Source organism: Dactylosporangium sp. NPDC051087 (assembly GCF_055586325.1).
In genome coordinates this window covers 203,640-230,567 of record NZ_JBVJIJ010000022.1, presented here as the reverse complement: position 1 = coordinate 230,567, position 26,928 = coordinate 203,640, and the positions used below count along the sequence as shown (strand labels likewise).

At 75.5% G+C, this 26,928-nt stretch carries 2 protein-coding genes; both read right to left on the bottom strand.

Translation table 11 applies throughout. From position 1 onward, the window contains the following. Nucleotides 1-12,614: type I polyketide synthase (locus ACZ6TV_RS37170; protein WP_465302893.1), on the bottom strand; the 12,614-nt coding region annotated here is incomplete at its 3' end. Nucleotides 12,615-12,647: 33 nt separating this feature from the next. Next, nucleotides 12,648-26,855, bottom strand: coding sequence for a type I polyketide synthase (locus tag ACZ6TV_RS37165; RefSeq protein WP_465302891.1), 14,208 nt, complete (start codon nt 26,853-26,855; stop codon nt 12,648-12,650). Nucleotides 26,856-26,928: the final 73 nt, after the last annotated feature.

The following is a 26,928-nucleotide window of genomic DNA, read 5'->3' as shown; positions in this document are numbered from 1 at the left end:
TCGAGGCCGGCCATGCCGGGGGCGTCCGGACCGCGGCGGCTGACCAGGACGATCCTGGACGCACCTTCCGCAGCCAGCCACCGGGCGACGTGGACCCCGAGGGCGCCGGTACCGCCGGTGACCAGGACCGTCCCCGACGGACGCCAGCCCGGCGCCGCGGACGCTTTGGTGGCTCTGGTGGCTTTGGTGAGGCGCCGGCCGTAGGCGACGCCGGACCGGACCTGGACCTGGTCCTCGGCGCCGCGCAGGACGCTCGGGAGCAGCGCCAGGTCGGCGTCGCCGATGTCGACGAGGCCGCCCCACCGTTCGGGGTGTTCGAGGGCGACGATCCGGCCGAGGCCCCACACGGCGTGCTGGGCCGGGTCGGTGGCGGCGTCGCGGGTCACGCACCACAGGGGCGCGTCGACACCGGCGAGGGCCTGCACGATCGTGAGCGCGTCGGCGGCGCCGGCGGGCAGCGCGACGACGCCCTTGACCGGGCCGGTCCCGAGGTACGTGCGGAGGTCCGCGGCGAGCACGTCACGGTCGGCGGTGGTGGGCACGGCGACCGCGCGTACGTCGGCGCCGGCCTCTTTCAGGGCGCCGGCGACGGCGGTGTCGTCGGTCGGGGCGAGGACCAGCCAGGTGCCGTCGAGGGTCGTCCCGTGGCGGGGCAGGGCGGTCCACGTGTCGTGGTACAGCCAGCCGTCCACGGCGGACTGCCGCCGCTGCCGCCACTGTGTCAGGGCGGGGACGACCGCGTCGGCGTCGATGCCGAGCAGGTCGCTGAGGTCGCCGGATTCGACGGCGGCCCAGAACTCGGTGTCCGGCGGCGTGGCGGGGCGGGCGGTGGGCCAGTACCGCTGCCGCTGGAACGCGTACGTGGGCAGGTCGACGCGGCGGCCGCCGGCGAAGAGCCGGGTCCAGTCCGGGGACCAGCCGGCGATGTGCGCCTGCGCGACGGCGGTCATCAACGACAGCGGCTCGTCGCGGTTCTTCCGCATGGCGGGGATCCCGTCGACCAGCGCGGACAGCACGCCGTCGGGTCCGACCTCCAGGAACCTGGTGACACCCTTCGCCTTGGCGGTGTCGACGGCGTCGGCGAACCGGACCGTCCCGCGGACCTGCCCGACCCAGTACTCCGGATCGGTCACGTCACCCGTCGAGGTGGTGACGATCGGGATGACCGGCGGGTTGAACGTCACCGTCGACAGGAACTCGCGGAACGCGTCGAGCATCCCGTCCATCCGCGCCGAATGGAACGCGTGCGACACCCGCAACCGCTTCGTCTTCTCGAACCGCGTGGCGGTCGCTTCGACAGCCGCCTCGTCGCCTGAGACCACGACCGCATCGGACCCGTTCACCGCCGCGACCTCAGCGCCGTCGACGAGCGCCGCACGCACCGCCTCTTCGGTGGCCTGGACCGCGACCATCGCACCACCGCTCGGCAGCGCCTGCATCAACCGGCCCCGCGCCTCGACCACCTTGCACGCGTCAGCCAAGGACCACACCCCGGCCACGTGCGCGGCGGCCAGCTCACCGATCGAGTGGCCCAGGAGGAAGTCGGGTTTGAGACCCGACGATTCGAGGAGGCGGTACACCGCGACCTCGACCGCGAACAGTGCCGGCTGCGTCCACTGTGTCTCGTCGAGTTCCGCACCTTCCACGTCGCGCAGACCCTCGATGTGCGCGCAAACCTCGTCATAGACGGCGGCGAACACCGGGAACGCCGCGTGCAGACCGCGTCCCATCCCGGACCACTGGGCGCCCTGACCGGTGAACAGCATCGCCGAGCCACCGTCACGGACCCGGCCGCGGACCACAACGTCACCGAGCAGCACCGCGCGGTGCTCGAACGCCGACCGGCCCGTCGCCAGGGAATAGCCGACATCGACAGGATCACCCTCACGCACCTGGGCCACCTGCGCGTCGAGAGCCTCCGGGGTCCGCGCCGACAGCGGCCACGGCACCACCGGCAACACCACCCGCTCTCCCACCACGACCGGCGCAGCGGGAGGCTCCTCCAGGATCACGTGCGCGTTGGTGCCGGAGATCCCGAACGACGACACCCCAGCCCGGCGCCGACGGTCGGCGGCGGCGGGCCACGGCCGCGGCTCGGTGAGGAGTTCCACGGCGCCGCCGGTCCAGTCCACGTGGGACGAGGGTGCGGTGACGTGCAGGGTGCGGGGCAGGGTCTGGTGCTGCAGGGCGAGGACCATCTTCATGATGCCCGCGACGCCGGCGGCGGCCTGGGTGTGGCCGAGGTTCGACTTCACCGACCCCAGCCACAGCGGCGTCTCACGGTCCTGCCCGTAGGTGGCGAGGAGTGCCTGCGCCTCGATCGGGTCGCCGAGACTCGTCCCGGTGCCGTGCGCCTCGACCGCGTCCACGTCGGACGGCCGGAGGTCCGCGGCGGCGAGCGCGGCCCGGATGACCCGCTGCTGCGACGGGCCGTTCGGGGCGGTGAGCCCGTTCGAAGCACCGTCCTGGTTCACCGCTGACCCGCGCACGACAGCGAGGATCGGGTGACCGTTGGCGACCGCGTCCGACAGCCGCTCCACGAGGAGCAGGCCGACGCCCTCACCCCAGCCGGTGCCGTCGGCGTCGTCGGAGAACGCCTTGATGTGCCCGTCCGCCGCGAGACCACGCTGGCGGGAGAACTCGACGAACGCGCCCGGCGTCGACATGACCGTGACCCCACCGGCGAGCGCGAGGCCGCACTCGCCGCGGCGCAGCGCCTGCGCGGCCAGGTGCAGCGCCACCAGCGACGCCGAGCACGCGGTGTCGACGGTGACCGCGGGTCCTTCGAGACCGAACGTGTACGACAGCCGCCCCGACGCGACGCTGGCGGCGTTGCCGGTGCCGAGGTAGCCCTCGACGTTCTCCTCGGCGGCGGCGAGGATCGTCGGGTAGTCCTGGCCGTTGGTGCCGACGAACACGCCCGTGGCGCTGCCGCGCAGCGTGGCGGGGTCGATCCCGGCCCGCTCGAACGTCTCCCACGCGGTCTCCAGCAGCAGCCGCTGCTGCGGGTCCATCGCCAGGGCCTCACGCGGCGAGATGCCGAAGAAGCCGGCGTCGAACCCGGCGACGTCCTGCAGGAACGCGCCGACCCGCGCGTAGGAGGTGCCGGTCCGGTCGGGGTCGGGGTCGAAGAGGGAGTCGAGGTCCCAGCCGCGGTCGGCGGGGAACTCGCGGACACCGTCCCGGCCGTCGGCGAGCAGCGTCCACAGTGCCTCCACGGTGTCCGCGCCGGGGAACCGGCCCGCCATGGCGACGATCGCGACCGGTTCGTCGGCCGGTACCGCCGCCGGACGCGTGACCTGGTCGGTGGTGGCACCGGTGAAGTGGGACAGCAGCAGGTCGGCGAGCGCTTCCGGGGTGGGGTGGTCGAAGACGACGGTGCTCGGCAGGGTGACGCCGGTGTCCGCGGTGAGCGCGTTGCGGAACTCGACGGCGGTGAGCGAGTCGAACCCGAGGTCCCGGAACGCCCGGTCGCGGCGGATCGCGTCGGTGCCGGGGTGGCCGAGGACGGTGGCGGCGTGGCCGCGGACGACGTCGAGGAGGTGCCCGGCGAGCTCGTCGGCGGGCAGGTCCGCGAACCGGCGGCGCCGCACGGGCGCCGCGGCGGCCGGGGCCAGCCCGTCGAGGAGCGGCGCCGGCCGGCCGGCGGCGAACGCCGGCCCGAACGTGTCCCAGTCGATGTCGGCGACGGCGACGGTCGCGTCGCCGCCGACCTTCCCGAGGACGGTCACGGCCGCGGCCGGGCTCATGGGCCGGACGCCGCCGCGGCGGTGCCGGTCCCCGAGGTCCCCGGCCATACCGTCACCCGCCCACGGCCCCCACGCGATCGACACGGCAGGAAGACCGGCGGCGCGGCGCCGCTCGGCGATCGCGTCGAGGGCGGCGTTCGCGGCGGCGTAGTTGCCCTGCCCCGCCGACCCCACCGACCCGGCGAACGACGAGAACAACACGAACGCGTCCAGGTCCAGGTCTCGGGTGGCGGCGTCCAGGTGCAACGCACCGTCGACCTTCGCCGCCATCACCGCGGCGACCCGCTCGGGTGTGAGGCCGTCTACGGTGCCGTCGTCCAGGATGCCGGCGGCGTGGATGACGGCGCCCGGCGTGTACCGGGCGACGAGGTCCGCCACGGCCGCGGCGTCGGCGATGTCGGCGGCCACGACCTCCACGCCGGGGATGTCGAGGTCAGCGGCTCCGGGCGCGTCCGGACCGCGGCGGCTGACCAGGACGATCCTGGAAGCGCCTTCCGCGGCGAGCCACCGGGCGACGTGGACCCCGAGGGCGCCGGTGCCGCCGGTGACGAGCACCGTCCCCGTCGGGCGCCAGCCCGGCACGGCGGCGGCCCGGGCGAGACGCCGGCCGTGGACGTTGCCGGACCGGATCCGGATCTGGTCCTCTGGCCCGCCGAGGACACCCGGCAGCAGCGCGACGCCCGTGTCGTCGACGTCGACGAGCCCGCCCCAGCGGCCGGGGTGCTCCAGGGCGACGACCCGGCCGAGGCCCCACACGGCGCGCTGGGCCGGATCCGTTGCCGCGTCCCGGGTCACGCACCACAGCGGCGCGTCGACACCGGCGAGGGCCTGCACGAGCAGGAGCGTCCCGGTCACGTCGGGCAGCAGCGACACGACCCCGGCGAGGTCGTCGAGGTCGGCGGCCGTGACGTCGCCGGGCGCCGTCACGGTCCGGACGGTGGCGCCGGCCGCCGCCAGCGCCGCCTGGACGTCGTCGGCCGGGGCGACCAGCAGCCAGGTGCCGGTGAGGTTCGCGGCCGCCGCGAGCAGCGGTTTCCAGGTCTCCTTGTACAGGCAGCCGTCCATCGTGGACTCCTGCCGGCTGCGGTGCCGCCAGGAGGCGAGGGCGGGCGCGACGGTGTCGAGGGCGCCGTCGTCGAGGCCGAGCTGCGCGGTGAGCCCTGACAGGTCACCGGCTTCGACGGCGGTCCAGAACCGCGCGTCGGCCTCGGACTGGACGGGGGTGCCGGCGTCGAGCCAGTACCGCTGCCGCTGGAACGCGTACGTGGGCAGGTCGACGCGGCGGGCGCCCTGGAACAGCCGGGTCCAGTCCGGGGACCATCCGGCGACGTGCGCCTGGGCGACGGCGGTCATCAACGACAGCGGCTCGTCGCGGTCCTTCCGCATGGCGGGGATCCCGTCGACCATCGCGGACAGCACGCCGTCCGGGCCGACCTCCAGGAACCGGGTCACACCCTTCGCCCGCAACGACGAAGCCGCATCAGCGAACCGGACCGTGCCACGGACCTGCCGCACCCAGTACTCCGGATCGGTCACATCACCCGTCGACGTCACCGCGATCGGGATCACCGGCGGGTTGAACGTGACCGTCGACAAGACCTCACGGAACGCGTCGAGCATCCCGTCCATCCGCGCCGAATGGAACGCATGCGACACCCGCAACCGCTTCGTCTTCTCAAACCGGGCCGCAACCGTCAGGACCGCGTCCTCGTCACCCGAGACCACCACCGCATCCGGACCGTTGACCGCCGCGATCTCAGCGCCGTCGACCAGCACCGCACGCACGTCCGCCTCAGACGCCTGGACCGCGACCATCGCACCACCGCTCGGCAACGCCTGCATCAACCGGCCCCGCGCCTCGACCACCTTGCACGCGTCAGCCAGGGACCAGACCCCCGCCACGTGCGCGGCGGCCAGCTCACCGATCGAGTGGCCCAAGAGGTGGTCGGGCTTGAGGCCCCACGACTCCAAGAGGCGATAGACCGCCACCTCGACCGCGAAGAGGGCCGGCTGCGTCCACTGCGTCTCGTCGAGCAGGTCACCCTCGACCTGCGCGAGACCCTCGATGTGCGCGCACACCTCGTCATAAGCGGCGGCGAAGACGGGGAACGCCGCGTGCAGGCCGCGGCCCATCCCGGACCACTGCGCGCCCTGACCGGTGAACAGCATCGCGGACAGACCGTCACGGACCCGGCCGCGGACCACAACGTCACCGAGCAGCACCGCGCGGTGCTCGAACGCCGACCGGCCCGTCGCCAGGGAATAGCCGACATCGACAGGATCACCCTCACGCACCTGGGCCACCTGCGCGTCGAGAGCCTCCGGGGTCCGCGCCGACAGCGGCCACGGCACCACCGGCAACACCACCCGCTCCCCCGCCACGACCGGCACAGCGGGAGGCTCCTCCAGGATCACGTGCGCGTTGGTGCCGGAGATCCCGAACGACGACACCCCAGCCCGGCGCCGACGGTCGGCGGCGGCGGGCCACGGCCGCGCGTCGGTGAGCAGCTCGACCGCCCCCGACGACCAGTCGACGTGCGTCGACGGTTCGGTGACGTGCAGCGTCTGCGGCAGCTGCCCGTGCCGCATGGCGAGGACCATCTTGATGACCCCGGCGACACCCGACGCGGCCTGCGTGTGCCCCAGGTTCGACTTCACCGACCCCAGCCACAACGGCGCCTGCCGGTCCCGGCCGTACGCGGCGATCAGCGCCTGCGCCTCGATCGGGTCACCGAGCGTCGTCCCCGTGCCGTGCGCCTCCACGACGTCCACATCGGACGGCTGCAGGTCCGCCGAGGCGAGCGCCGCCCGGATCACCCGCTGCTGCGCCGGACCGTTCGGGGCGGTGAGCCCGCTGGACGCGCCGTCCTGGTTCACCGCTGACCCGCGCACGACGGCGAGGATCGGATGGCCGTTGGCGACCGCGTCGGACAGCCGCTCCAGGAGCAGCAGGCCGACGCCCTCGCCCCAGCCGGTGCCGTCCGCGTCGTCGGAGAACGCCTTGCAGCGGCCGTCGGGGGCCAGGCCGCGCTGGCGGGAGAAGCCGACGAACGTGCCGGGCGTCGACATGACGGTGACGCCCCCGGCGAGGGCGAGGCCGCACTCGCCGCGGCGCAGCGCCTGCGCCGCCAGGTGCAGCGCGACCAGCGACGACGAGCACGCCGTGTCGATCGTGACCGCGGGTCCTTCGAACCCGAACGTGTAGGCGACCCGGCCGGAGGCGACGCTGGGGGCGCTGCCGTTGCCGAGGTGTCCTTCGAGGCCGTCGGGGACCTCGTGGACGCGGGCGGCGTAGTCGCTGTACATGAGGCCGACGAACACGCCGGTCGGGGTGCCGCGCAGGGCGACCGGGTCGAGGCCGGCGCGTTCCAGCAGCTCCCACGACGATTCGAGCAGCAGCCGCTGCTGCGGGTCGGTGGCGAGGGCCTCGCGGGGTGACATGCCGAAGAAGTCGGCGTCGAACGCGGCGGCGTCGTAGAGGAAGCCGCCCTCGCGGGCGTAGCTGGTGCCGCGGTGGTCCGGGTCGGGGTGGTAGAGGCGGTCGACGGGCCAGCCGCGGTCGGCGGGGAACGGTCCGACGGCGTCGGTGCCGTCGGCGACGAGCCGCCACAGGTCCTCGGGGGTCTGCACGCCGCCCGGGTACCGGCAGCTCATGGCCACGATCGCGACGGGTTCGTCGGTGGGGACCGCGGCGGCCGGCGCGGCGGCGGTGACGGTGGCCAGGTGCAGCTCGCCGAGGAGGTGCGTGGCCATGGCGAGGGGCGCCGGGTGGTCGAACAGGACGGTGGCCGGCAGCGTCAGCCCGGTCGCGGCGGCGAGCCGGTTGCGCAGCTCGAGGGCCATGAGGGAGTCGAACCCGGCGTCGAGGAACCCCCGGTGCGGGTCGACGTCGTCGCCGGTGGCGTGGCCGAGGACGGTGGCCGCTTCGAGACGGACGAGGCGCAGCAGCGCCGGGATCCGGGCGTCCCCGGGCATGCGCGACAGCCGCCGGCGCAGGGAGTCGTCGTCGCGGGTCTCTCGCCGGGCGGTGGAGCCGGTGAGTCCGCTGAGGACGGCGGGCACGGTGGCGGCCCGCAGCGCGTCGGGTCGCAGCCGCGCCGGGACGGCGAGCGCGGCCGGGCCGGCGCAGGCGGCGTCGAACAGTGCCAGGGCGTCCGCGGTGGGCAGCGGCGCGACGCCGCTGCGGGCGAGGCGCTGCCGGTCGGCGTCGTCGAGGTGGGCGGTGATGCCGCTGGCGGTGTCCCAAAGCCCCCACGCCAGGGACAGCGCCGGCAGGCCGTCGGCGTGGCGCTGGGCGGCGAGGGCGTCCAGGGCGCTGTTCGCGGCGGCGTACCCGGCCTGCGCGGCGCCGCCGACGATCCCGGCGAGCGACGAGTACAGCACGAACGCCGTCAGGTCCAGGTCGCGGGTGAGCTCGTGCAGGTGCAGGGCGCCGTCGGTCTTCGGGCGGAGGATCGCGGCGACCCGCTCCGCGGTGAGGTCCGTGACGACGGCGTCGTCGGCGATCCCGGCGGTGTGCACGACCCCGGTCAGCGGGTGCCCGGCGGGCACCGCGGCGAGGAGCGCGGCGACGGCGGCGCGGTCGGCGACGTCGCACGCGGCGACGGTGACGGTGGCGCCGTGCCCGGCCAGTTCGTCGCGCAGCGCGGCGGCGCCGTCGGTGTCGAGGCCGCGGCGCCCGGCGAGGAGCAGGTGCCGGACGCCGTGGGCGGTGACGAGGTGCCGGGCGACGTGCGCCCCGAGCCCGCCGAGCCCGCCGGTGACCAGCACGGTCCCGTCGCCGCCGAACGTCGCCGCCGGCGTCGCTCCGGCCGGGGCGGCGCCGGCGCGGGCGAGCCGCGGGACGAGGACGGCGTCGCCGCGGACGACGGCGGACGGTTCGTCGAGCGTGAGCGCGGCGGCGACCGCGGGGCCGTACTCGGCGACCTCGACGACCCCGAACGTGCCGGGGTGTTCCGCTTCGGCGGAGCGGATCAGACCGGCCACGGCCGCCGCCGTGACAGCGTCCGGTCCCGAGGCGGGCACGACGAGCCGGAGCGTGGCGCCGGCGGGCGGGTCCGCGAGCCACCCCTGCACGAGCGCGAGCGCCGCGGCGGTCCGGTCATGCGGGGCGGCGCCGCCGTCGACGGTGGCCACGACCCGCTCGGGGGCGGTGCCGGCGGCGCGGAGCGCGGCGAGGTCGTCGTACCGGTCGACGGTGTCGCCGGCGGCGATCAGGGCCGTGGCGGTCCCGGCCGGGTCGGGGCCGAGGACGGCGTAGCGGTGCCGGTGCCCGCCGGTCGTGTCGGCCGGGACCAGGTCGAGCCGGAACAGGTCGGTGGCGCGGGTCGCGGCGAGCTGCCCGGCGGTCACCGGGCGCAGGTCGAGGGCCTCGATCGACGCGACGGGACGGCCGGTCCCGTCGGCGACGTCGACGGCGACGGTGGTGGCACCGGTCAGGGTGAGCCGCGCCCGGACGGCGACGGCGCCGCTGGTCCGGACGGACACGCCGCGGAACGCGAACGGCAGCTGCGTGCCGCCGCCGGTGTGCTCGGTGAGGCCGAGGGTGTGCAGGACGGCGTCGAGGAGCGCGGGATGGACGCCGAAGCGGGCGACGTCGTCGCGGGCCGTCTCGGGGAGGCTGACCTCGGCGAACAGGTCGCCGCCGCGGCGCCAGACGGCGCGTACGCCCTGGAACGCGGGGCCGTAGCCGAGCCCGGCGTCGGCGAGGGTGCCGTACAGCCCGCCGGTGGGGACCTGGGTCGCGCCCGGCGGCGGCCACTCGGTGAGGTCGGCGGTGTCCCAGCGGTGCCCGGGTTGCAGACGCCCGGTCGCGTGCCGGGTCCAGTCGGCCGTCTCCGCGGTGCTCTCCGCGGTGGTGTCGGTGGCGGCGGTGCGGGAGTACACCGTGACGGGGCGGCTGCCGGTGTCGTCGGGCGCGCCGACCGTGACCTGCAGGTGCACCGCGCCGGGGTCGGGCAGGGCGAGTGGCGTCTCGACGGCGAGTTCGCCGAGGTGCCCGCAGTCGAGCATCTCCCCGGCGCGGACGGCGAGGTCGACGAGGGCGGTGGCGGGCACGAGCGGGACGCCGAGGACGACGTGGTCGCGCAGCCACGGCTGGTCGCGCAGGGAGAGGCGGCTGGTGAAGACGAACCCGCCGCCGTCGGCGAGGCCGAGCGCTGCACCGAGCAGCGGGTGGTCGACGGGCTGCAGCCCGACGGCGCCGGCGTCGGTGCGGGCGGCGGGGTCGTCGAGCCAGAACCGGTCCCGCCGGAACGCGTACGTGGGCAGGTCGACGAGGTCGCGGTCGCCGATGACGGTGCGCCAGTCCGGGGACCAGCCGGTGACGTGCGCCTGCGCGACGGCGGTCATCACGGTCAGCGGCTCGTCGCGGCCCTTCCGCATGGCCGGGATGCCGTCGACCAGCGCGGACAGCACCCCGTCCGGGCCGACCTCCAGGAATCTGGTCACACCCTTCGCCCGCAACGACGAAGCCGCATCAGCGAACCGGACCGTGCCACGGACCTGCCGCACCCAGTACTCCGGATCGGTCACATCACCCGTCGACGTCACCGCGATCGGAATCACCGGCGGGTTGAACGTCACCGTCGACAAGACCTCACGGAACGCGTCGAGCATCCCGTCCATCCGCGCCGAATGGAACGCATGCGACACCCGCAACCGCTTCGTCTTCTCGAACCGCGCCGCAACGTCCAGCACAGCCGCCTCGTCACCGGAGACCACCACCGAATCCGGGCCGTTGACCGCCGCGATCTCAGCGCCGTCGACCAGCACAGCACGGACCGCCTCTTCGGACGCCTGGACCGCGACCATCGCACCACCGGCCGGCAGCGCCTGCATCAACCGGCCACGCGCCTCGACAACCTTGCACGCGTCCGCCAAGGACCACACCCCGGCCACGTGCGCGGCAGCAAGCTCACCGATCGAGTGACCAAGCAGGTGGTCCGGCTTGAGACCCCACGACTCGAGGAGCCGGTACACCGCGACCTCGACGGCGAAGAGGGCCGGCTGCGTCCACCGCGTCTCGTCGAGAACGTCGCCCTCGACCTGAGCGAGACCCTCGATGTGCGCGCACACCTCGTCGTAGGCGGCGGCGAACACCGGGAAGGCCGCGTGCAGGCCGCGGCCCATGCCGGACCACTGGGCGCCCTGACCGGTGAACAGCATCGCGGACCGGCCGGGCGTCACGAGACCGCGGACAAGACCGTCGGAGGCGAGCGCGGCCCGCAGCGAGGCCTGATCGGTGCCGAGGACGACGGCACGGTGCTCGGTCGTGGTGCGGGCGGTCGCGAGCGTGAACGCGACGTCGGCCGGGTCGAGGTCCGGCGCGGCGGCCAGCGCCGCGGCGAGGTGGCGGGCCTGCGCGGGGACGGTCGCGGCGGTACGCCCGGACAGCAGCCACGGCACGACCGGCAGCGCCGGCGGCGCCTCGGCGGCGGGCGGCTCGGTCTCAGGCGCCTCGGCGGTCGGCGGCTCGGCCGGCTCGGGCGGCGGCGCCTGTTCGATGATGACGTGGGCGTTGGTGCCGGACACCCCGAACGACGACACCCCGGCGCGGCGGGGACGCTCGGCGGACGGCCACGGCTGCGCCGACGTCAGCAGCCGGACGGTGCCGTCGCTCCAGTCGACGTGCGTCGAGGGTTCGGTGACGTGCAGCGTCTGCGGCAACTGCCCGTGCCGCATGGCGAGGACCATCTTGATGACCCCGGCGACACCCGACGCCGCCTGCGTGTGCCCCAGGTTCGACTTCACCGACCCCAGCCACAACGGCGCCTGCCGGTCCCGGCCGTACGCGGCGATCAGCGCCTGCGCCTCGATCGGGTCACCGAGCGTCGTCCCCGTGCCGTGCGCCTCCACGACGTCCACATCGGACGGCTGCAGGTCCGCCGAGGCGAGCGCCGCCCGGATCACCCGCTGCTGCGCCGGACCGTTCGGGGCGGTGAGCCCGCTGGACGCACCGTCCTGGTTGACGGCGGACCCGCGCAGCAGGCCCAGGACGCGGTGGCCGTTGCGGCGGGCGTCGGAGAGCCGCTCGACGAGCAGCAGCCCGGCGCCCTCGCCCCAGCCGGTGCCGTTGGCGTCGTCGGAGAACGACTTGCAGCGGCCGTCGACGGACAGACCACGCTGCCGGCTGAAGCCGATGAACGTGTTCGGGGTCGACATGACGGTGACACCACCGGCGAGGGCGAGGCTGCACTCGCCGCGGCGCAGCGCCGTCGCCGCCAGGTGCAGCGCGACCAGCGACGACGAGCACGCGGTGTCGACGGTGACCGCGGGTCCTTCGAGGCCGAACGTGTATGCGATGCGGCCGGAGGCGATGCTGGGTGAGCTGCCGTTGCCGACGTAGCCCTCCATGCCTTCGGGGATCTCGCGGAGCCGGGCGCCGTAGTCGTTGTACATGACGCCGACGAAGACGCCGGTGCGGCTGCCGCGCAGGGTGCTCGCGTCGAGGCCGGCGCGTTCGAAGGCCTCCCACGCGGTCTCCAGCAGCAGCCGCTGCTGCGGGTCCATGCCGAGCGCCTCGCGGGGCGAGACACCGAAGGGGGCCGGGTCGAACTCGTCGGCGTCGTAGAGGAAGCCTCCTTCGCTGCCGTACGACGTGCCGCGGTGGTCCGGGTCGGGGTGGAACAGGTTCTCCAGGTCCCAGCCGCGGTTGTCCGGGAACGGCCCGATCGCGTCGCGGCCCTCGGCGACGAGCTGCCACAGGTCCTCGGGGGTGCGTACACCGCCCGGGTACCGGCAGCTCATCGCGACGATCGCGATCGGCTCCTGCTCCCGTTCCTCGACGTCCTTGAGCCGCTCCCGGGTCCGGTGCAGATCGACCGTCACGCGCCTGAGGTACTCGCGCAGCTTGTCTTCGTTCATCGATCGGGCCTTTCTGGGAACGGGAGGGCGGCGCTACGAAAGGCCGAGATCGTTGTCGATGAAGGCGAACATCTCGTCGTCGCTTGCCGTGTCGAGCCGCTCGACGACCGCGGTGCCGGACCCGGTCCCGCGGTCGGTGAGCCTGGCGAGCAGCACCTGCAACCGGCCCGCGAGCCGGTCCCGGGTGTCCTCGTCGAGTGCCGCGGCGAGCGCCGCCTCGAAGTCGTCGAGGACCGCGAACGGGGCCTCGGCGTCGTCCTGGACGAGGTGGCCGAGGACGTGCCCGGCCATCGCGTCCGGCGACGGGTAGTCGAACAGCAGCGTCGCCGGCAGCCGCAGCCCGGACGCGGCGGCGAGCCGGTTGCGCAGCTCCAGGGCGGTGAGGGAGTCGAAGCCGAGCTCGAGGAAGCCACGGTCGGGTTCGACGGCGTCCGGGCCCGGGTAGCCGAGCACGACCGCGGCCTCGGCCCGGACCAGGTCCAGGACGGTGCGCTGCCGTTCGGCGGCGCTGAGCCGGGCGAGCCGCGCGGCGAGGGTCTCGGCCTGCTCGGCGGGGCCGCCGGTGGTGACGGCCTGCCGGGTGGGCCGGCCGACGAGGCCGCGCATGATGGCCGGCACCGCCTCCGTGCCCGCGACCGCCCGGATCGCGTCGATGACGAGCCGCGCCGGGATGAGGACCGCCTCGTCGACGACGCAGGCCACGTCGAACAGCGCGAGCCCTTCGGCGTGGGACAGCGGTGCGAGGCCACCACGGGCCATCCGCTGCAGGTCGCCGCCGTCGAGCTTCGCCGTCATGCCGTTGCCCTGCTCCCACAGCCCCCACGCGAGGGACAGCGCCGGGAGGCCGGCGGCGCGCCGCTGGTGGGCCAGAGCGTCCAGGAACGTGTTCGCGGCCGCGTAGTTCGCCTGGCCGGTGCCGCCGAACGTGCCGGCCATGGAGCTGAACAGGACGAACGCCGACAGCGGCAGGTCGCGGGTCAGCTCGTCGAGGTTGAGCGCGGCGTCCACCTTCGGGCGCAGCACCGTGTCGACCTGTTCGCGGGTGAGCGCCGAGACGACCCCGTCGTCGACGACCCCGGCGGTGTGCACGACACCGGTGAGGGGGCGGTCGGCGGGGATCGCGGCGAGGACCGCGGCGAGGGCGTCGCGGTCGGCGACGTCGCACTCGGCGATCGTCACCTCGGCGCCCAGGTCGAGCAGCGCCTGCCGCAGCTCGACCGCGCCCTCCGCGGCGAGACCGCGGCGGCTGGTGAGCAGCAGGTGCCGGACGTTGTGCTCACCCGCGAGGTGCCGGGCGATGAGCCCGCCGAGGTCGCCGGTGCCGCCGGTGACCAGGACGGTGCCCGTCGAGTCCCACGTCGCCGACGGGCTGACGCCGGGCGCGGCGGCGACCCTCGCGAGCCTCGGCACGTGGACACCGCCGACGCGGACGGCGACGTTGCCCTCCCCGCACATGAGCGCGGCGGGCAGCGCGGCGTAGGACACGTCGCGGTCGTCGATGTCGAGCAGGACGAACCGGTCCGGGTTCTCGGTCAGCGCCGACCGGACGAGGCCCCACACGGGCGCCCACGCCAAATCCTCGACGGTTTCGCCGCCGGTACTGTGGGTGACGAAGACGAGGCGGGAGCCGGTGAAGCGTTCCTCGGCGAGCCAGGCCTGGACGAGGTCGAGGGCCCAGTAGGTGGCGGTGCGGACCCGGGCCGCCATGTCGGCGCCCTCGGGCCGGTCGGTGCAGGAGACGACGACCCGGTCCGGGACGGCGGCACCGGCGGCGACCGCGTCGCGCAGCGCCTCGAGGTCCGGGTAGCTCTCGACGGCGGCGCCGGTGGTGCCGAGCGCCTTGACGAGCTTGACCGGGTTGAGGCCGAGGACCGCCCACCGCTGGCCGGTGTGGTCCCGGGCGGGCGCGACCGGGTTCATGACCATGTCGACCCGGAACAGCGAGTCGTGGTACTGCGACCGGGCCGCCTTCACCTGGTCCGCGGTGACCGGGCGCAGCACGAGGGTGCCGATGGCGGCGAGTGGCCGGCCGGTGTGGTCGGCGAGGTCGACGGTCACGGTGTCGGTGCCGCTTCCGGTGAGCCGGACCCGCACCGCGGTCGCGCCGACGGCGCTGAGCGACACCCGCTCGAACGAGAACGGCAGGACGCCGCGCCCGGCGACCCCGTCGGCGAACGCGAGGGTGTGCAGGGCGGCGTCGAGCAGCGCCGGGTGCAGCAGGTAACGGCCGGCGTCGGCGCGTTCGGTGTCGGCGAGGGCGGCCTCGGCGTAGACGACACCGTCTCGGCGCCACACCCGCCGCAGCGCCTGGAACGACGGCCCGTAGTCGAACCCGGCGCCGGCGAGGGTGTCGTACAGGCCTTCGAGGTCGACGGGCTCGGCGCCGGCGGGCGGCCATTCGGTGAAGTCCGGCGCGTCCCAGGTGCGGGCGGCGGCGACCCGGCCGGTGGCGTGCGCCGTCCAGGTGTCGTCGCCGCCGCCGGCGTCGCGGGAGTGCACCTGCAGCGTGCGGGTGCCGAAGCCGTCGGCGGCGCCGACGGTGACCTGCAGCTGCAGCGCACCGGGCTCCGGCAGGACGAGCGGGGCCTGCAGGGTGAGCTCCTCGATCCGGTCGCAGCCGACGGCGTCGCCGGCGGACAGGGCGAGCTCGACGAGGGCGGTGCCGGGCAGCAGGACGGTGTCCATGACCCGGTGGTCGGCGAGCCACGGCTGGTCGGCGATCGACAGCCGGTTGGTGAAGAGGTGCCCGCCGGTGTCGGCGAGGGGGACGCCGGCGCCGAGCAGCGGGTGCCGGGTGGTGTCCAGGCCGAGCGCGGCGGGGTCGGCGGCCTCGGCGGGGGCGTCCAGCCAGTACCGCTGCCGCTGGAACGCATACGTGGGCAGTTCGACCTGCCGGCCGCCGGCAAGCACCGCGGCCCAGTCCGGGGACCAGCCGGTGACGTGCGCCTGCGCGACGGCGGTCATCACGGTCAGCGGCTCGTCGCGGTCCCGCCGCATGGCGGGGATGCCGTCGACCATCGCCGACAGCACGCCGTCGGGGCCGACCTCCAGGAACCGGGTCACGCCCTTCTGCTGGACGGCCGCGACCGCGTCGGCGAACCGGACCGTGCCGCGGACCTGCCGGACCCAGTACTCGGGATCGGTCACGTCACCGGTCGACGTCACCGCGATCGGGATCACCGGCGGGTTGAACGTCACCGTCGACAGGACCTCGCGGAACGCGTCGAGCATCCCGTCCATCCGCGCCGAATGGAACGCGTGCGACACCCGCAACCGCTTCGTCTTCTCGAACCGGGCGGCAACCGTCAGGACCGCGTCCTCATCACCGGAGACCACCACCGCGTCCGGGCCGTTGACCGCCGCGATCTCAGCGCCGTCGACCAGCACCGCACGGACCGCCTCTTCAGTGGCCTGGACCGCGACCATCGCACCACCAGCCGGCAACGCCTGCATCAACCGGCCCCGCGCCTCGACGACCTTGCACGCGTCCTCCAGAGACCAGACCCCGGCGACGTGCGCCGCGGCCAGCTCACCGATCGAGTGGCCGAGGAGGAAGTCGGGCCTGAGACCCCACGATTCGAGGAGCCGGTACAGCGCGACCTCGACGGCGAACAGGGCCGGCTGCGTCCACCGCGTCTCGTCGAGCAGGTCACCCTCGACCTGAGCGAGACCCCCGATGTGGGCGCACACCTCGTCATAGGCAGCCGCGAAGACCGGGAACGTCGCGTGCAGGCCGCGGCCCATGCCGGACCGCTGGGCGCCCTGGCCGGTGAACAGCATCGCGGACCCGCCGTCGCGGACCCGGCCGCGGGTCACGGTGCCGGCGAGCAGGACCGCCCGGTGCTCGAACGCCGACCGGCCGGTCGCGAGGGAGTACGCGACGTCGAGCGGGTCGAGGCCGGGACGTTCGGCGACGAACGACTCCAGCCGGGTCAGCTGCTCGCCCAGCGCCGCCTCGGACCGGCCGGAGACGAGCACCGGCACGACGGGCAGCGCGGCGGCACGGACGGCGGGCGCGGTCAGCAGCGCGGGCGGCTCCTCGACGATGACGTGCGCGTTGGTGCCGGAGATGCCGAACGACGAGACACCGGCGCGGCGCGGGCGGTCCCCGGCCGGCCACGGCTGCGCCGACGTGGCGAGCGCGACGGCGCCGGACGCCCAGTCGACGTGCGGGGACGGCGCGTCGACGTGCAGGGTGCGGGGGACCGTCGCGTGCCGCAGCGCCAGGACCATCTTCATCAGCCCGGCGACGCCGGACGCGGCCTGGGTGTGCCCGAGGTTCGACTTCACCGAGCCGAGCAGCAGCGGCCGCTCGCGGTCCTGCCCGTACGTCGCGAGGATCGCCTGCGCCTCGATCGGGTCGCCGAGGCTCGTGCCGGTGCCGTGCGCCTCGACGACGTCGACGTCCGCGGGGCGCAGCCCGGCGTCGGCGAGGGCCTGCCGGATGACGCGCTGCTGGGCGGGACCGTTCGGGGCGGTGAGCCCGTTGGAGGCGCCGTCCTGGTTGACGGCGGAGCCGCGGACGACGGCGAGGACGGGGTGGCCGTTGGCGACGGCGTCGGAGAGCCGTTCGACGAGGACCAGGGCGACGCCTTCGGCCCAGCCGGCCCCGTCGGCGGACGCGGAGAACGCCTTGCACCGCCCGTCGGGTGACAGCGCCCGCTGCCGGCTGAACTCGACGAACGTGTCGGTCGAGGAGATGATCGTGACACCGCCGGCGAGGGCGAGGCTGCAGTCGCCGCGGCGCAGCGCCTGCATGGCGAGATGCAACGCGACCAGCGACGACGAGCAGGCCGTGTCGACGGTCAGCGCGGGTCCTTCGAGGCCGAACAGGTACGAGATGCGGCCCGACGCGACGCTGCCGGCGCTGCCGAGCGCGAGCTGCCCCTCGAAGCCTTCCGGCGCGGTGTGCAGGCGGCACACGTAGTCGTGGTAGTTGGAGCCGACGAAGACGCCGGTGCGGCTGCCGCGGGCCGTCGCCGGGTCGATCCCGGCCCGTTCGAACGCCTCCCATGACGTTTCGAGCAGCAGCCGCTGCTGCGGGTCCATGGCGAGGGCCTCGCGCGGGGAGATGCCGAAGAACCCGGGGTCGAACGCGGCGGCGTCGTGCAGGAAGCCGCCCTCGCGGGTGTAGAACGTGCCGGACCGTTCGGGGTCCGGGTCGTAGAGCCCGTCGATGTCCCAGCCGCGGTCGGTGGGGAACGCTCCGACGGCGTCGACCTCGTCGGTGAGGATCCGCCACAGGTCCTCGGGGCTGTGCACGCCGCCGGGCAGCCGGCAGGTCATCGCGACGATCGCGATCGGGTCGTCGTCCACCTCCCGCGGGCCGGTCTCGACCGCCGGCGCGTCGAGGCCGCCGACGAGTTCGCCGAGCAGGTGGCGGGTGAGGGTGATCGCGGTCGGGTGGTCGAAGACCAGGGTCACCGGCAGCCGCAGGCCGGTGGCGGCGCCGAGCCGGTTGCGCAGCTCGACGGCGGTGAGGGAGTCGAAGCCGAGGTCGCGGAACGCGCGGCCCGGGTCGACGGCGGCGTCGTCGGAGAAGCCGAGGACCGCGCCGGCGTGCCGGCGGACGAGCTGCAGCAGCCGGGCCTCCTGCTCGGCGGCGGGCAGCCCGGCGAGCTCACGGCCGAGCGGGACACCCTGACCGGCGGTCTCGCCGGCGGGTGGCGCGGCCTCCGGCAGGTCGCGCAGGGCGGGGCTGGGCCGCGACGCGGTGAACGCGGGCGCGTACCGGCTCCAGTCGACGTCGGCGACCGCGATGCAGGTGTCGCCGTCGTCGAGGGCGCGGTGCAGGAGGCTGATCGCCTTGCCCGGGTCCATCGGGAGCATGCCCTGGCGGCGGGCGGACTCGCCGGTCCCGCCGGCGGCGAGGCCGTCGCCGGCCCAGACGCCCCAGGCGACGGAGGTGGCCGGGAGCCCTGCGGCCTGCCGCTGCTGGGCGAGCGCGTCGAGGAGGCTGTTCGCGGCGGCGTACGTGCCCTGCCCGGGCCCGCCGAGCGTGCCGCCGAGGGACGAGAACAGCACGAACGCGTTGAGGTCCAGGTCGCTGGTCAGGTCGTGCAGGTGCAGGGCCGCGTCGGACTTCGGTGCGGCGACGGCGGCGGCCCGTGCGGCGGTGACCCCGTCGATGACACCGTCGTCGAGGACGGCGGCGGCGTGGAACACGGACCGCAGCGGCCGGTCCTCGGGCACCTCGGCGAGGAGCGCGGCGAGGGCGGCGCGGTCGGTGACGTCGACGGCGGCGACGGTGACGTCGCAGCCGGCGTCGCGCAGTTCCCGGGCGAGCTCGGCGGCGCCGGGCGCGTCGGGGCCGCGGCGGCTGGTGAGCAGCAGGTGACCGGCGCCCTCGGCGGCGAGCCAGCGGGCCAGCCGCGCGCCGATGCCACCGGTCCCGCCGGTGACCAGGACGGTCCCGTCCGGGCGCCACCGGCCGTCGCGGGCGGCCGGCGCGGTGCCGGCGCGCACCAGGCGGCGCGCGTACGTGCCGGTGCCGCGCACGGCGACCTGGTCCTCGCCGTCCTGGCCGGTGACGACCGCGGCGAGCCGGGCGACGGTGCCCGCGGTGATGTCGGCGGGCAGGTCGACGAGGCCGCCCCACCGGTCCGGGTGCTCGAGTGCGGCGATGCGCCCGAGGCCCCAGGTCATCGCCTGCAGGGGCGCGCTCACCGGGTCAGCGGCGCCGGCGGCGACGGCACCGCTGGTCGCCACCCACAGCGGCGCGGCACACCCCACGTCGCCCAGGGCCTGCAGCAGGGTCACGGTGGCGACGAACCCGGCCGGCAGCGCCGACCCGGCGGCGTGCGGCAGCTCGTCGACGGCCAGCAGCGACAGCACCCGGTCCGGCGCGGGGTCGCTGTCCAGCGCGGTCCGCAGGTGCGCGGCCGTCGTCGCCCGGTCCGCGTGTACGGGCAGCGTCAGCACATCGGCGCGGACCCCGGCGGCGAGCAGCTCGGCGACGAGGTGCCCGGTCCAGGCACCGGCCCGGTCGGCGGCGGGCAGCACGACCAGCCACCGCCCCGCCGGCGTGGCCGGGGCGTCGGTCACGGGCTGCCAGCGGATGCGGTACCGCCAGGCGTCCAGCGCGACCCGGTCCGCCTGCTCCCGGCGCCACCGGGACAGCGCCGGCAGCAGCCCTTCGACGGCGTCGGGTGCCACGTCGAGCGTCGCGGCGAGCTCCCGCAGGTCCTGCTGCTCGACGAGCTGCCAGAAGCGGGCGTCCACGCCGTCGCCGGCGGCAGCCTGGGGCGGGGCGTCCAGCCAGTACCGCTGCCGCTGGAACGCATACGTCGGCAGGTCGACGACGCGCCGCCCGGCGCCGAACGCGGACGCCCAGTCCACGGCGATGCCGTGCACGTGCAACGCGCCCAGCGCCGTGAGCAGCCGGGCGGGTCCGCCGTCGTCGCGGCGCAGCGTCCCGGTGACCACGGCGTCGACGTCCTCCAGGGTCTCCTGGACACCGGGGACGAGGACCGGGTGGGCGCTCACCTCGACGAAGACGGTGACGCCGGCGTCGGCGAGGTCCCGCACGGCGGGCGCGAACTGGACGCTGTGCCGCAGGTTGCGGTACCAGTACTCGGCGCCGCCCACGGCGATGTCGCTCACGTCGGCGCCGACCGTGGAGTGGAACTCGATCCGCGCCGGGCGCGGGGCGACGGGCGCGAGCACGTCGAGGAGCTGCTCGTGGATCGCCTCCACGTGCGCGCAGTGCGACGCGTAGTCCACCTCGACCCGGCGGGTGCGGACCCCGTCGGCGGTGCACGCGTCGGCGAGCTCGGCGAGCGCGCCCACGTCGCCGGAGACGACGACGGACGCGGTGCCGTTGACGGCGGCGACGCTGAGCCGGTCCGCCCACGGCGTGAGCCGCTCGGCCGCCAGGTCCTGCGGCAGCGCGACGGACAGCATCCCGCCGCGCCCGGCGAGGACCGACAGCGCCTGGCTGCGCAGGGCGACGACCCGGGCGGCGTCGTCGAGGGTGAGGATCCCGGCGACGCAGGCCGCGGCGATCTCGCCCTGGGAGTGCCCGACGACGACGTCGGGGGTGACGCCGCGGGACGTCCACCAGGCGGCCAGGGACACCATCACGGCCCACAGGACAGGCTGGACGACGTCGACCCGGTCGAAGCCCGGCGCGCCGGCGTCGCCGCGCAGCACCGCGGTCAGCGACCAGTCGACGAACGGCGCGAGGGCCGCCTCGCAGGCCGCGATGCGCTCGGCGAACACGGGTTCGGTGGCGAGGAGCTCGACGCCCATGCCGAGCCATTGCGAGCCCTGGCCGGGGAACACGAACGCGACCTTCCCGCCGGGCCGGGTGACGCCGGTGACGGTGGCGGCCGCTGGTGTACCGGCGGCGAGCCCGGCCAGCTGCCGCACGATGTCGTCCCGGTCGGTGCCGGCGACGACCGCCCGGTGCGGCAACGCGGCCCGCGCGGTGAGCAGCGACCAGGCGGCGTCGGCGAGCGCGTCGCCGGTGCCGGTCAGGTGGCCGGCGAGCCGCCCGGCCTGGGCACGCAGCGCCTCGTCGCTGTGCGCCGACAGCAGGACCGGCACCGCGGCCGGCTGGACGCCCGCGACGGGCTCCGCCGCAGGTGCGGGGGCGGCCTCCAGGATCACGTGCGCGTTGGTGCCGGACACCCCGAACGACGACACCCCGGCCCGGCGCGGACGGCCGGTGTCGGGCCAGTCGCGGGCCACGGTGAGCAGCTCCACGGCGCCGGCGGTCCAGTCGACGTGCGTGGACGGCCGGTCGTCGACGTGCAGGGTCCGCGGCAGGACGCCGTGCCGCATGGCGAGGACCATCTTGATGATGCCGCCGATCCCGGCGGCGGCCTGGGTGTGCCCGACGTTGGACTTCAGCGAGCCGAGCCAGATCGGGGTGTCCCGGTCCTGGCCGTAGGTCGCGAGCAGCGCCTGCGCCTCGATCGGGTCGCCGAGCGCGGTGCCGGTGCCGTGCGCCTCGACGGCGTCCACATCGGATGGTCCGAGGCCGGCGGCGTGCAGGGCGGCGCGGATGACCCGCTGCTGCGCCGGGCCGTTCGGGGCGGTGAGCCCGTTGGAGGCGCCGTCCTGGTTGAGCGCGGAGCCGCGAACGACGGCCAGGACCCGGTGGCCGCGGGCCCGCGCGTCGCTGAGCCGCTCCAGGACGAGCATGCCGGCGCCCTCGGCGAGGCCCATGCCGTCGGCGTCGTCGGAGAACGCCTTGCAGCGGCCGTCGGCGGCGAGCCCGCGCTGCCGGCTGAACCCGATGAACGCGGCCGGCGACGACATGACGGCGACCCCGCCGGCCAGGGCGAGGTCGCACTCGCCGCGGCGCAGCGCCTGCGCGGCCAGGTGCGTGGCGACCATGCCCGACGAGCAGGCGGTGTCGACGGTGACGGCCGGTCCTTCGAGCCCGAACGTGTAGGCGATGCGGCCGGACGCGACGCTGCTCTCGGTGCCGATGATGAGGTGGCCCTCGTGACCGTCGGGTACCTGCGGCAGGCGGGCGCCGTAGTCACCGCCGGCGGCGCCGACGTACACGCCCGCCGGGGTGCCGCGCAGGGTGGTGTGGTCGATGCCGGCGGCCTCGAACGCCTCCCAGGCGACCTCGAGCAGCAGCCGCTGCTGCGGGTCCATCGCGATGGCCTCCCGCGGCGAGATCCCGAACAGTGACGGGTCGAAGCGGACGGCGTCGCGGAGGAAGCCGCCGTCGCGGACGTAGCTGCGGCCGGCCCGGTCGGGGTCCGGGTCGTACAGGTTGTCGGTGTCCCAGCCGCGGTCGGAGGGCAGCGGGCCGATCGCGTCGCCGCCCTCGCTCAGCAGCGTCCACAGGTCCGCGGGCGACTCGACGCCGCCGGCGAAGCGGCAGCTCATGCCGACGATGGCGATCGGCTCGTCGGCGGCGGCGGCGGCCGTCCGCGCCTCGCCGGCCGGGGCGGTGCCGCCGCCGAGCTCGTGGTGCAGGTGCGCGGCGAGCGCGTCGACGCTCGGGTAGTCGAAGACGACGGTCGACGGCAGCCGCAGCCCGGTGCGCTGGGTCAGCGTGTCCCGCAGTTCCAGGGCCGTCAGCGAGTCGAACCCGAGGTCGCGGAACGAGCGGGTGCCGTCGACGGCGTAGCCGCCCCGGTGGCCGAGCGCGGCGGCGGCGCCGGCCCGGACGAGGTCCTGCAGGGCGCGGAGCCGGTCGGCGTCGGCGAGCCCGCGCAGCCCGGCGTCGCCCGCACCGGCCGTGGGCGTGGCGGCCGGGGCGAGCGCCGCCGCGGCGTCGGGCAGGTCGGCGATCAGCGGTCGGGGCCGGGCGGCGGCGAACAGCGGCGCGAACTGCGCCCAGTCGACGTCGGCGACGACGGCGGTGGCCGCGTCCCGGTCCAGGACGTGGTGCAGGGCGTCGAGGGCGTCGGCGGGGGCCATGAACGTGATGCCGTGCCAGTTCGCCGACGAGCGGACGTCGGCGCGGGCCATGCCGCCGCTCTCCGGGCTCCAGATGCCCCACGCGATCGACGTCCCGGCCCGGCCGCGGGCACGGCGGGCCTGGGCGAGCGCGTCGAGGTAGGCGTTCGCGGCGGCGTACGCACCGTGGTCGCCGCTGCCCCAGACGCCGGCGACGGAGGCGTACATGACGAACCGGTCGACGGTGTCCCGGTCGAAGACGGCGTCGAGGTTCGCGGCGCCGCCGAGCTTCGCGGCGGTCGCGGCGGCGAGGTCGGCGGGGGTGGTGTCGCGGAGGCGGCCGAGGACGCCGACGCCGGCGGCGTGCACGACGGTGCGGATCGGGCCGTGTTCGGCTTCGAGGGTCCCGACGAGCGCGGTGAGCGCGTCGCGGTCGGCGACGTCGCACGCGGCGACGGTGACCCCGGCGCCGAGGGCGGTGAGCTCGTCGCGCAGCTCGGCGACGCCGGGTGCGTCGTCGCCGCGGCGGCTGAGCAGCACGAGGTGGCTCGCGCCGTGCCGGGCGAGCCAGCGGGCGGTCTGCGCGCCGAGCCCGGTGGTGCCGCCGGTGACGAGGGCCGCACCGCGTGGCCGCCAGGCCGCCGGGGCCCCGCCGGGTCCGGCCGACCTGGCGATCCGGCGGGCGTGCACCGCTCCGCCGCGGATGGCGACCTGGTCCTCGCCGCCGCCGAGCACCGCGGGAAGCAGGTCGAGGTCGCCGGTGAGGTCGATCAGGCCGCCCCAGCGGTCGGGGTGTTCGAGGGCGGCGACCCGGCCGAGCCCCCAGACGGCGGCCTGCATCGGGTCGATGACATCGTCGCCGGCGCTGACGGCGCCGCCGGTGACGCACCACAGGGGCGCGTCGACGCCCGCGTCGCCGAGGGCCTGCAGGAGCGTGAGGGTGTCCGTGACGCCGGCGGTGACCGGCGCCGGGCCGGTCGACGGGGTGGTGGACGCGGCGAGGGTCGACACGACCCCGGTGACCCTGTCCCCGGCGGCGGCCAGGAGCCCGGTGAGCGCCGCCCGGTCCACGTGCTCGTCCACGGTGAGCGTGCGGACGGTCGCGCCGGCCCGGGTGAGCGTGTCGTGCAGGGGCTGGTCGCCGGTGTGGGTGACGAGCAGCCAGGTCCCGCCGAGGGCCGGGGCGGCGGCGGGGACGGGTTTCCAGGTCTCGTGGTAGAGCCAGCCGTCCACTGTGGACGTGCGGGTCGTGGCGGCGAGCCAGAACCGGTCCCGCTGGAACGTGTACGTGGGCAGTCCGACCCGGTTGCCGTCGAGCAGCGCGGCCCAGTCCGGGGACCAGCCGGTGACGTGGGTCTGCGCGACCGCGGCGAGCAGCGTGGTGACCTCGTCGCGGCCCTTGCGCATCGCGGGAACCCCGCCGACCAGCGCCGACAAGACCCCGTCGGGGCCGACCTCCAGGAACCGGGTCACACCCTTCGCCCGCAACGACGAGGCCGCATCAGCGAACCGGACCGTGCCACGGACCTGCCGCACCCAGTACTCCGGATCGGTCACATCACCCGTCGACGTCACCGCGATCGGAATCACCGGCGGGTTGAACGTCACCGTCGACAAGACCTCACGGAACGCGTCGAGCATCCCGTCCATCCGCGCCGAATGGAACGCATGCGACACCCGCAACCGCTTCGTCTTCTCAAACCGGGCCGCAACCGTCAGGACCGCGTCCTCGTCACCCGAGACCACCACCGCATCCGGACCGTTGACCGCCGCGATCTCAGCGCCGTCGACCAGCACCGCACGCACGTCCGCCTCAGACGCCTGGACCGCGACCATCGCACCACCGCTCGGCAACGCCTGCATCAACCGGCCCCGCGCCTCGACCACCTTGCACGCGTCAGCCAGGGACCACACCCCCGCCACGTGCGCGGCGGCCAGCTCACCGATCGAGTGGCCGAGGAGGAAGCCGGGCTTGACGCCCCACGATTCGAGAAGGCGGTACACCGCGACCTCGACGGCGAAGAGGGCCGGCTGCGTCCACCGGGTCTCGTCGAGCAGTTCCCCCGACACGTCCCGCAGGCCGGTGATGTAGGCGCACACCTCGTCGTAGGCGGCGGCGAACACCGGGAAAGCGGTGTAGAGGCCGCGGCCCATGCCCGGGAACTGCGCGCCCTGGCCGGTGAACAGCATCGCCGAGGCCGCCTCGGGGTCGGCGGTGCCGGTGACGACGTCAGGGTCCAGGTCGCCGGCCGCGAGCGCGGCGAGGCCACGGGTCAGCGCGGTCCGGTCGGCGCCGAGCACGACGGCCCGGTGCTCCAGGTGCGCCCGGGCGGTCGCCCGCGTCACGGTGACGTCGGCGGCGTCGAGCCCGGGGTGCTCGTCGAGGAACGCGGCCAGCGCGGCGGCCTGGGCCGGCAGCGCCTGCGCGGTCCGCGCGGAGAGGGTCAACGGCAGCACCGGAAGGACCGGAAGCGACGGGGAGCCGGTCTCGGCCGCCGCCGGTGCCTGTTCCAGCAGCACGTGGGCGTTGGTGCCGCTGGCGCCGAACGCGGAGACGCCGATGCGGCGCGGCCGGTCGGTGGCGGGCCACGGCCGCGCGTCGGTGAGCAGCCGCACCGCTCCCGCCGACCAGTCGACCTTCGACGACGGGGCGCTGACGTGCAGTGTGCGGGGCAGGACGCCGTGCCGCATCGCGAGGACGGCCTTGATGACCCCGGCGACACCGGCGGCGGCCTGGGTGTGGCCGAGGTTCGACTTCAGGGTGCCGAGCCACAGCGGCGTCTGGCGGCCCTGACCGTACGTGGCGAGCAGCGCCTCCGCCTCGATCGGGTCGCCGAGGGTGGTGCCGGTGCCGTGCGCCTCGACCGCGTCCACGTCGGACGCTTCCAGGCCGGCGTCGGCGAGGGCGGCGCGGATGACCCGCTGCTGCGCCGGGCCGTTCGGGGCGGTGAGCCCGTTGGAGGCGCCGTCCTGGTTCACCGCGGACCCGCGCACGACGGCGAGGACCCGGTGGCCGGCGACGACCGCGTCGGACAGGCGCTGCAGGAGCAGCACGCCGACGCCCTCGCCCCAGCCGGTGCCGTCGGCGTCGTCGGAGAACGCCTTGCAGCGGCCGTCGGGGGCGAGGCCGCGCTGGCGGGAGAACTCGATGAACGACTGCGGGACCGCCATGACGGTGGCGCCGCCGACGACGGCCATGCCGCACTCCCCCGCCCGCAGCGAGCGGACCGCGAGGTGCAGCGCGACGAGCGAGGAGGAGCACATGGTGTCGACGGTGACGGCGGGGCCGCGGGTGCCGAACGTGTACGCGAGCCGCCCGGACAGCACGGCCGCGGCGCCGCCGGTGAGCAGGTGTCCCTCGACGCCTTCGGGGGCGCCCTCGGTGGCGGTGCCGTACCCCTGGTGGCTGGCGCCGACGAACACGCCGGTGTCGGTGTCGCGGACGCGCTCCGGGTCGATCCCGGCGTCCTCCAGGGCCTCCCACGTGGTCTCCAGCAGCAGCCGTTGCTGCGGGTCCATGGCGAGGGCCTCGCGCGGGGAGATGCCGAAGAAGCCGGCGTCGAACGCGTCGGCGTCGTGCAGGAAGCCGCCGTCGCGGGCATACGTGCGGCCGGGACGCCCCGGGGTCGGGTCGTAGATGCGCTCGAAGTCCCAGCCGCGGTTGACCGGCACGCCGGTGACGGCGTCGCGTTCGCCGGCGACCAGGTCCCAGAGCGCGTCGGGGCCGGTGACGCCGCCGGGGAAGCGGCAGCCGATGCCGACGACGGCGATCGGCTCCCGGTCGCGTTCCTCGAGCTCCCGCAGCCGCCGGTTGGCCTGGCGCAGGTCGGCCGTCACCCGCTTGAGGTAGTCGCGGAGCTTGTCCTCGTTCGCCATCTCGCTCGGCTCCTCGTGACAGCGTGCGGGTGCCCGGCGGCCGGGACGCACGGTGGGTGGTCGGTCGGTCCCT

Bases quoted from the DNA above. Each gene is read 5' to 3' on its own strand.
- ACZ6TV_RS37165 (WP_465302891.1), bottom strand. From the start codon at position 26,855: ATGGCGAACGAGGACAAGCTCCGCGACTACCTCAAGCGGGTGACGGCC.